Annotated in this window: 3 protein-coding genes and 3 pseudogenes; 2 read left to right on the top strand and 4 right to left on the bottom strand. The window is 66.2% G+C overall.

Annotated elements, in window-relative coordinates; genetic code table 11:
- A pseudogene (locus ACWDA7_RS48980) lies at window positions 1–379 on the top strand (hypothetical protein); the annotation flags it as partial.
- A 312-nt stretch (window positions 380–691) separates the two neighbouring features.
- Here ACWDA7_RS48980 and ACWDA7_RS48975 read toward each other — a convergent pair.
- Window positions 692–871: pseudogene (locus ACWDA7_RS48975) on the bottom strand (ArsR/SmtB family transcription factor); the annotation flags it as partial.
- A 112-nt stretch (window positions 872–983) separates the two neighbouring features.
- Window positions 984–1,154, bottom strand: a complete 171-nt coding sequence (locus ACWDA7_RS48970; protein WP_450614203.1) for a hypothetical protein — start codon at window positions 1,152–1,154, stop codon at window positions 984–986.
- A gap of 539 nt (window positions 1,155–1,693) precedes the next feature.
- Here ACWDA7_RS48970 and ACWDA7_RS48965 point away from each other — a divergent pair.
- A pseudogene (locus ACWDA7_RS48965) lies at window positions 1,694–1,912 on the top strand (IS5/IS1182 family transposase); the annotation flags it as partial.
- Between the two features lie 15 nt (window positions 1,913–1,927).
- Here ACWDA7_RS48965 and ACWDA7_RS48960 read toward each other — a convergent pair.
- Complete coding sequence (locus ACWDA7_RS48960; RefSeq protein WP_450614201.1) at window positions 1,928–3,352, bottom strand: purine-cytosine permease family protein; 1,425 nt, start codon at window positions 3,350–3,352, stop codon at window positions 1,928–1,930.
- A gap of 648 nt (window positions 3,353–4,000) precedes the next feature.
- On the bottom strand, window positions 4,001–6,598 hold the full coding sequence (locus tag ACWDA7_RS48955; RefSeq protein WP_450614199.1) for a Pls/PosA family non-ribosomal peptide synthetase: 2,598 nt from the start codon (window positions 6,596–6,598) through the stop codon (window positions 4,001–4,003).
- Between the last annotated feature and the right edge of the window lie 200 nt (window positions 6,599–6,798).

Raw genomic sequence — 6,798 nt, 5'->3', positions numbered from 1 at the left:
CCGTCACGAGGCCGCGAGCATCGCGATCGGCAGGCGCGCCCTGGGGCACCGCATCCGGCGACGGACGGCACCGCCCCCACACGACCAGAGCGATCATGTGGGGCATCGGACCGCCCAGGCCGCAAGCGGCACCCGAGTGCGTGAGGGAACCCGCCCCCGCATCCTTGGACCACGGACACGATCCGCTGGGACCGGACGCGGCGCGAACGCGGGAGACCAGGACGCCCAACACCGTTCGGAGCGCCCGACTGAGCCCGTGCAACTCATGCTCAGTCCTCAGGAACGGTCGATGTCCCAGCTGAACACGACCCGGTCCGGCGGCTCGTGGGCGAGGACGCGCGCCCAGCGGCACTCGCTGCCGTCCACGCCGCGGTCGTAGATATGGCCACCGACCTTCGGCTCGAACACGGTCTCGGCGATCTCCATCGCGAGCAGGTTGTGCTCCGGCGGCTTGAAGTCGCCGAACCGCTCCGTGAACACGGTGAACGCCCGCTCGAGCGGCGTCGACGACGATCTCTCTGCGGACCACGGTGGTGGCTTCCTGGGTCATGAATTTTCCTCTTCCGGTTCTTCGGCGACGTCCTGGTAGCCGGCCAACGCCCGGTTCCAGAACGTGTCGAGTTTGATCGCGCAGCGCGGCTACGCCGGCCGGGTCGAGCCGGTAGATCCGGCGAGTGCCGTCCGCTCGCTCGCGCACGAGCCCGGCGTTTTTCAGCACCTTCAGGTGCTGGGACACCGCCGGTCTGCTGACCGGGAGTTCGTCGGCGAGTTCGCCGACCGCGCGAGGCCTGTCAGCCAGGCGCTCGACGATTGCGCGCCTGGTGGGATCCCCCAGAGCGCCCAGCGGATCGCCAGCTTGGTAAGTGCCCACGAACGGTAAGTACTGACTTACGGAGGTGGGCGCGTCAAGGCCATCGCCCGGGAAGATCGCTCTTCAACATGCCGCCGATCGGTGGCTCCGCCCGCTGGAGCGACCCTCGCGTTCAGGGCTTGAGCATCACCATCGCGACCGTTGGCCGCATCTCGAGCGTTCGGTGGGCAGCGCCCGTCTCCGCGAGCGAGAAGCGCTGGGCGGCCGGTACGAGGCAGTCGGCCGCGGCGGGGGCGCGCAGCTCCACGATGCGTACCGAGTGGGGACCGCCCGCCTTCCGCACGCTGAATCTCAGATTGGCCGCGCTGGGCGCTCTTGTCGGTCTCCAGTCAGGTGATCAAGAGCGCTCCTCACCGATCACGGTACAGCGGTGAACGGTCTCGACCAGCTGGGCTAAGTCGCATCGAGGTCCAGTTCACCCTCGAGGGCACCGACCATGCCGGCCACAAGAAGCAGGGCAGCATGATCCGCCGGTAGGTCAACTGGCGGGTCCGTCGTGCCACCGATGAGCGGCTGCAGGAAGTCGTCGACGCGGCGAACGTTGCCTGACGCGACACTGCTGAAGTTGATGGGTGATGACGGAGTCGTTCGCCCGATGAGAGGTGGTGTGGTCCGGTAGCTCTGGGGTGTGACGTACACGCAGTGCGGCGGGCTGACCGACGCGGGGGGCTGCGAGAGAGCGGTTGTGACGGCTGGCCGTGGGGCGCACTGACGGGCTTCCCCGCCTTGCTTTTGGGGAAGCCCCGCTATGTCGTCGAGTAAACCTTTGCACTCCGGCACCACGTGAAGCGCTTGGCCGCCGCGGTAATGCCGAAGCATCGGTTACGTGGCCAGCGCATCGGCGTCCGCATGGCGTGCAAAGGAGTCGAGTCCAGCGAACGACTGGGGCGCGGCGCATGGGTCGTCAAGCGCACCTTCTCCCGGCTGACCGGCTACCGGGGGCTCATGCCCCCTACGAGCGCCATGCCCGGAACTCTCCGGCCTTGCTCGGACTCGCTCGCAGCGACCGTCTGCCGCTGCGAGCGACTGGTCCGCCTCACCGCATGGGGCTCGGCCTCATACGGCCTCGGCCTCGGCCCTTGGGCTGGCCCCCGTCACGGTGTTGGGCTGCTTCCCCGCCGGCAGGGTCGGGTTTCGCCGGGCCAACAGCCAGTACAGCAGCGCGGGCGCCACGAGACCGACGACCCAGGAGATGTCCGCGCCGCCCAGCGGGGCGACCAGCGGGCCTGTGTAGAAGGCGGTGGAGAGGAACGGCAGTTGGGCGAGCAGACCCACCGCGTAGACCCCGAGCGCGTCCCAGCGCCAGGCCCCGTAGCGGCCTGCGGGGTCGAAGAGCGCCGGAATGTCGTAGCGCTCCTTCGAGATCAGGTAGTAGTCGACCAGGTTGATGGCCGACCACGGCGTGAAGAAGGTCAGCAGGAAGAGCAGGAAGTCCTTGAACGAGGCCAGGAAGCTGTCCTTGCCGAGGAGCGCGACCGCCGTGCCCGCGATCATGATCAGAGCGATGTACGCGGCCCGGCCGCGCTGCGAGAGCACGCGCTGGCCGCGGAATCCGCTGACGCTGGTGACCATCGACATGAAGCCGCCGTACGTGTTGAGCACGTTGACGGTCAGCTTGCCGAGCGCGATCACGAAGTAGAGGAACGACGCGATCAGGCCCGCGCCGCCGAGGCCGACGACGTAGCCGACCTGGTTGGCGAGAAACTTGTCGCCCGCCGTCGCCGCCACCAGCACGCCGAACGTCATCGACCACTGCGAGCCGAGCGCCGAGCCCGACAGGGTCCACCAGAAGGTCGCCCGGCCGGAGGTGGTGCGCGGCAGATAGCGCGAGTAGTCCGCGACGTACGGTCCGAACGCGAGTTGCCAGGACGCCGACAGCGACATCGCGAGCAGGAACATCGGCAGCGAGAAGTGCGCGTTCTGCAGCAGCGTCGACAGGTCCACGTTGTCGAGCAGGCGTATGGCCAGGTAGATGAAGGCGAGCGCACAGACGACGCTCGCGAAACGGCCGAGGGCGTGGATGACGCGGTAGCCGACGACCGCCGTGACCGCCGTGACGACGGCGAAGATCACGATCCCTGAGGTGTGGCTCGTGTGGGTGAGCTCGCCGACCGCCTGACCCGCGAGTACCGTGCCACTCGCGAAGAACCCGACGTACATCAGGATCACGAGCAGCAGCGGGACCACTGCGCCGCGCACGCCGAACTGGGCGCGCGACTGGATCATCTGCGGGAGGCCCAGCTTGGGACCCTGCGCGGAGTGCAGCGCCATCACGGCGCCGCCCAGCAAGTTGCCCACTACCAGGCCGACCAGCGACCAGACGACGTCCCCGCCGAAGACGACGGCGAGTGCGCCGGTCACCACGGCAGTGATCTGAAGGTTGGCACCGAGCCAGAGTGTGAACTGTGAGAAGGCGGTCCCGTGTCGTTCCTCGTCCGGTACGACATCGATGGAGCGTTGCTCGACGAGAGCCTCTGCCATGATCCGTTGTCCCTCCTCGGTCCTGTTGCCGACGGACCTCGGGTTGCCGGGCCTGCATAACGTCATGCAGAGTTCTTGATGACTGAATAGATTGTCAAGAGGGAGCACGCCATGAGCCCGGAAGAGGATCTTCCGTGCTGACTTCGCAGGTCGAGTGGGGTGACCTGGCGGTGCTTCGGTATGAGTGACCTTGTCGTCGGCCGTGATCACGCAACTTGATCATGTGTCATCGAGTGATCTCTTGTCCGGTCAGGACGAGCGGGGTTGGAAGCAGGGCGGTGGTTGCAGCACATCTACGACGCCTGGACCATCACCGTCCGGCTGCACGTCACAACAGGCCAGGACGCTCCCCATGCCTGGCGGCGAGACAGAGCAGGACGCCCATCCGGCGCTGGCCCCGGACCCGGGGCGGAGAAGCCGTCACCGCCGCGTGCGTGGCCAGGCGTACCGGGCTCACCTGCGCTCCCGGATCACGTGCCGGCCCCCGCACCTTGGCCGCCACGGCGTCAGGCACTGCCGCCTCGGAGTCGAACACGCTTACCACCGGCTCCCGCACCCACGAGAAAACCGCGGCGAATCGGCCGGCGGTCAGCACACCGCCCAAGGCTCACGTCCGGCTGTGCGTGCGATCCCATGGAGCGGCCTTCCTCAATTCGCCGTCGCGGCGTCGCCCGCGGAGGATGTAGCTGCTGCCGGTGCCGGGCCGATGCCGCGGGTCTCCCCGGGAGTATCCGGCATCTGGGCTGCGGGGTTTCCACCCCAGCGTGCGTGCGCGGGGACTTCTTCGCCTTTCATGAGGAAGGAGTCGGGCGCCAGTACGACGCCGTCATCCATGGTCACGCTGTAGTGCACGAGGGCGCCGACTCCGAGGGTGCAGCCTGCGCCGAGGGTGCTGTGGTCGGACTTGAAGGTGCCGTCCTCCTGCGAGTGACACTGGATCTTGGTCCCCGCATTGAGCATGCAGTCGTCCCCGATGGTGGTGAGCGTCCGCTCGGTCACGTAGCAACCGTCGTCGAAGACTCGGCGGCCGATCCGCACACCGAGCAGTCGCGAGACGATGTTCTTGAAGGGCGTGCCGTTGAAAACGTTGAGGTATTCGTCCGGCACCTTCCACAGACGCTCGTGCCACCAGAAGTAGGGGTCGTAGATGGAGCACAACTGGGGGCGCAGCGGGCGGAACGACGCGATGCAGCGCTCGATCAGAACGAAGTAGACGGTGGTGAACGTGAGAGTGAGTGCCAGGTAGGTGGCGATCACCACATGCCCGATGACGCCGTACAGCCGGAGTGAAACCAGACCGAAGGCCGTGAGGACGAAAGTGTGCAGCCACCGCAGGGACAGATGGAAAGCCATCGAGCGGAGGTTGTAGCGGTTTTTCGCGGACAGGTTGCGGCGTAGTTCGTCCCCGGTGCTCATGTGGTCGAAGCGGGAGTCGCGTTCCACCGTTCGGGGGATCTCGAAGGGTGGCGAGCCGAGTAGTCCGACTCCCTCGCGGATCTCGCCGTCGAGGGGAACCATCACCTTGGTTGCCAGCAGGCAGTTCTCGCCGGTCCTCCCGCCTGCGGGATAGGCGATTTGGTTGCCGAGGAAGTTGTGCGCGCCGATAGTGGCCCGGGACACCTTGAAGGACGTACTCGAGTACTCCGCATTGACGATGGAGAGCCCGTCGGCCACCATCGTTCCACTGCCCACGGAGACCAGGTACGGGGACTCATGGCGCACTTCTGTGCCGAAGTTGGACCCGGTCTGCTCGACCCGGGACAAGTCGTATCCGAGGCCGCGAAGATAGTGGACGATGTACGAGCTGTCGCCGAAGAGCCAGGCGAAGAACTTGATGTTCGTGAAGCGCGCAATCGCTTGGTGCGCGCCGTAATGGAAGCCGTAGAGCGGATAGGCCTTGTCGGGCTTGATCGCCAGAGCCGCCAGGCGCGGAAGGGTGTACTGAGCGGCGAGGCCCATGACGACGAAGCCGAAAAACAGCACGGCGGACACGACCAGTGCGTCGACGAGGAGTTCTGTGGCCGGGATGTCATTCGTGTCCGGGTTCAGCCGGTCGCCCAGCGTCGGAATCTGGTCGAACAGCATGTACACGCCGCCGACGCCCAGCGGAATGTACAGCAGGAAGAGCTGAAGCACGGTGGCGAGGCTGAAGCCGGTCCGACGCATGGTGCCGCACCGGGCCGGTGCCACCCTCACATAGTTGATCTCCGTGGGCTGTGCCGGGGCTCCGTGGTGCCGCTCGCCGTCCGGAATCACCTGGCCGCGATACAGGGCGGATGCGTGTCCGAGCTGAGCTCCGTCGCCCATCGTGGTGCCGATGTCGAGGACGGTCTTCTCGCCGATGTAGACGTCCCGGCCGAGGGTGACCCGGCCGGTCTGGATGCGTCCGGCGTGCGCGCGGTAGCAGAGGAAGTACGAGTCCTTGCGGATGACCGTACCGGCGCCGATCGTGAGCAGGTCGGTGCAGACCGGGACTTGGCGGGAAAGGATCGTGACTCCCTTGCCGATCCGTGCGCCGAGCGCCCGCAGGTACAGCACGTACAGCGGATTCCCGACGAAGAAGATCATCGGGTTGGCGTGGAGCAGTACCTTGACGATCCAGAAGCGCAGATAGGTCGGACTCCAGACCGGGAACTCATCGGACTTCCAGCGCCCGATGAGGATCCATTTGGCCGCGATCGGGAACGTGATCATCACGATGAATGCGATGCCGCCGAACGTGACGGACCGTAAATAGATGTCGACAAGCCCCGGACCGTTGGCGATCCACTCGTAGCCTTGGGCGGCGACAAGTCCGGTGACGAAGGAATAGGCCAGGAAGGCCGTCAACTGGAGCGTTCCGCACAGAACATAATCCAGCGTGTTCCCCGAGTTCACCGGTGCTGGCGATGTTGCCGGAACCGGCTGCGACAGCTGCGATGTCTCGACAGGGGAGGGTGTGGTCGCCGTGAGACCTGCTGCCAGGCTTCGGATCGTCGGGTACCGGTAGATGTCCTTCATGGACGCCGACGGCAGATCCGAGCGCTTCCTGATGCGCGCGCAGAACTGAGCCATGACCAAGGAATTGGCGCCAAGGTCGTTGAAGAAGTGGCTTTCGGCCGGAACCCGTTCGATGGACACGAGGTCTGCCAGAACTTCGGCGAGTTTGCCCTCGGTGTCCTGCGCCGTCGGGTCTGGGCTGCCGGACCCGACGACCGCCGGCTTGTCGGGGCCTGTTGTCGCGACATCGCCAGACTTCTCCACCATTTCACGCTCCTCGAAGAAACTCGGCACCCTTCGGCCGGTGGCCGGTCCGTGCCCCCGCGTTCGGAAATGGCCGGGCGGAGAGGCCAGAAGCCACGAGGTCGTCGTCAACACCGTTGCGTTTACTTCCGTGAGCGGTTCGCGAGCCCGTGCTCGAAGAACGTGATGGCGGTGTGGATGGTGTAGTTCTGGCTGGTCGTGGG

This window comes from Streptomyces sp. NPDC001156, from assembly GCF_053598275.1.
The sequence above is the reverse complement of the archived record's forward strand: the minus strand, read 5'-3'. Positions and strand labels throughout refer to the sequence as shown.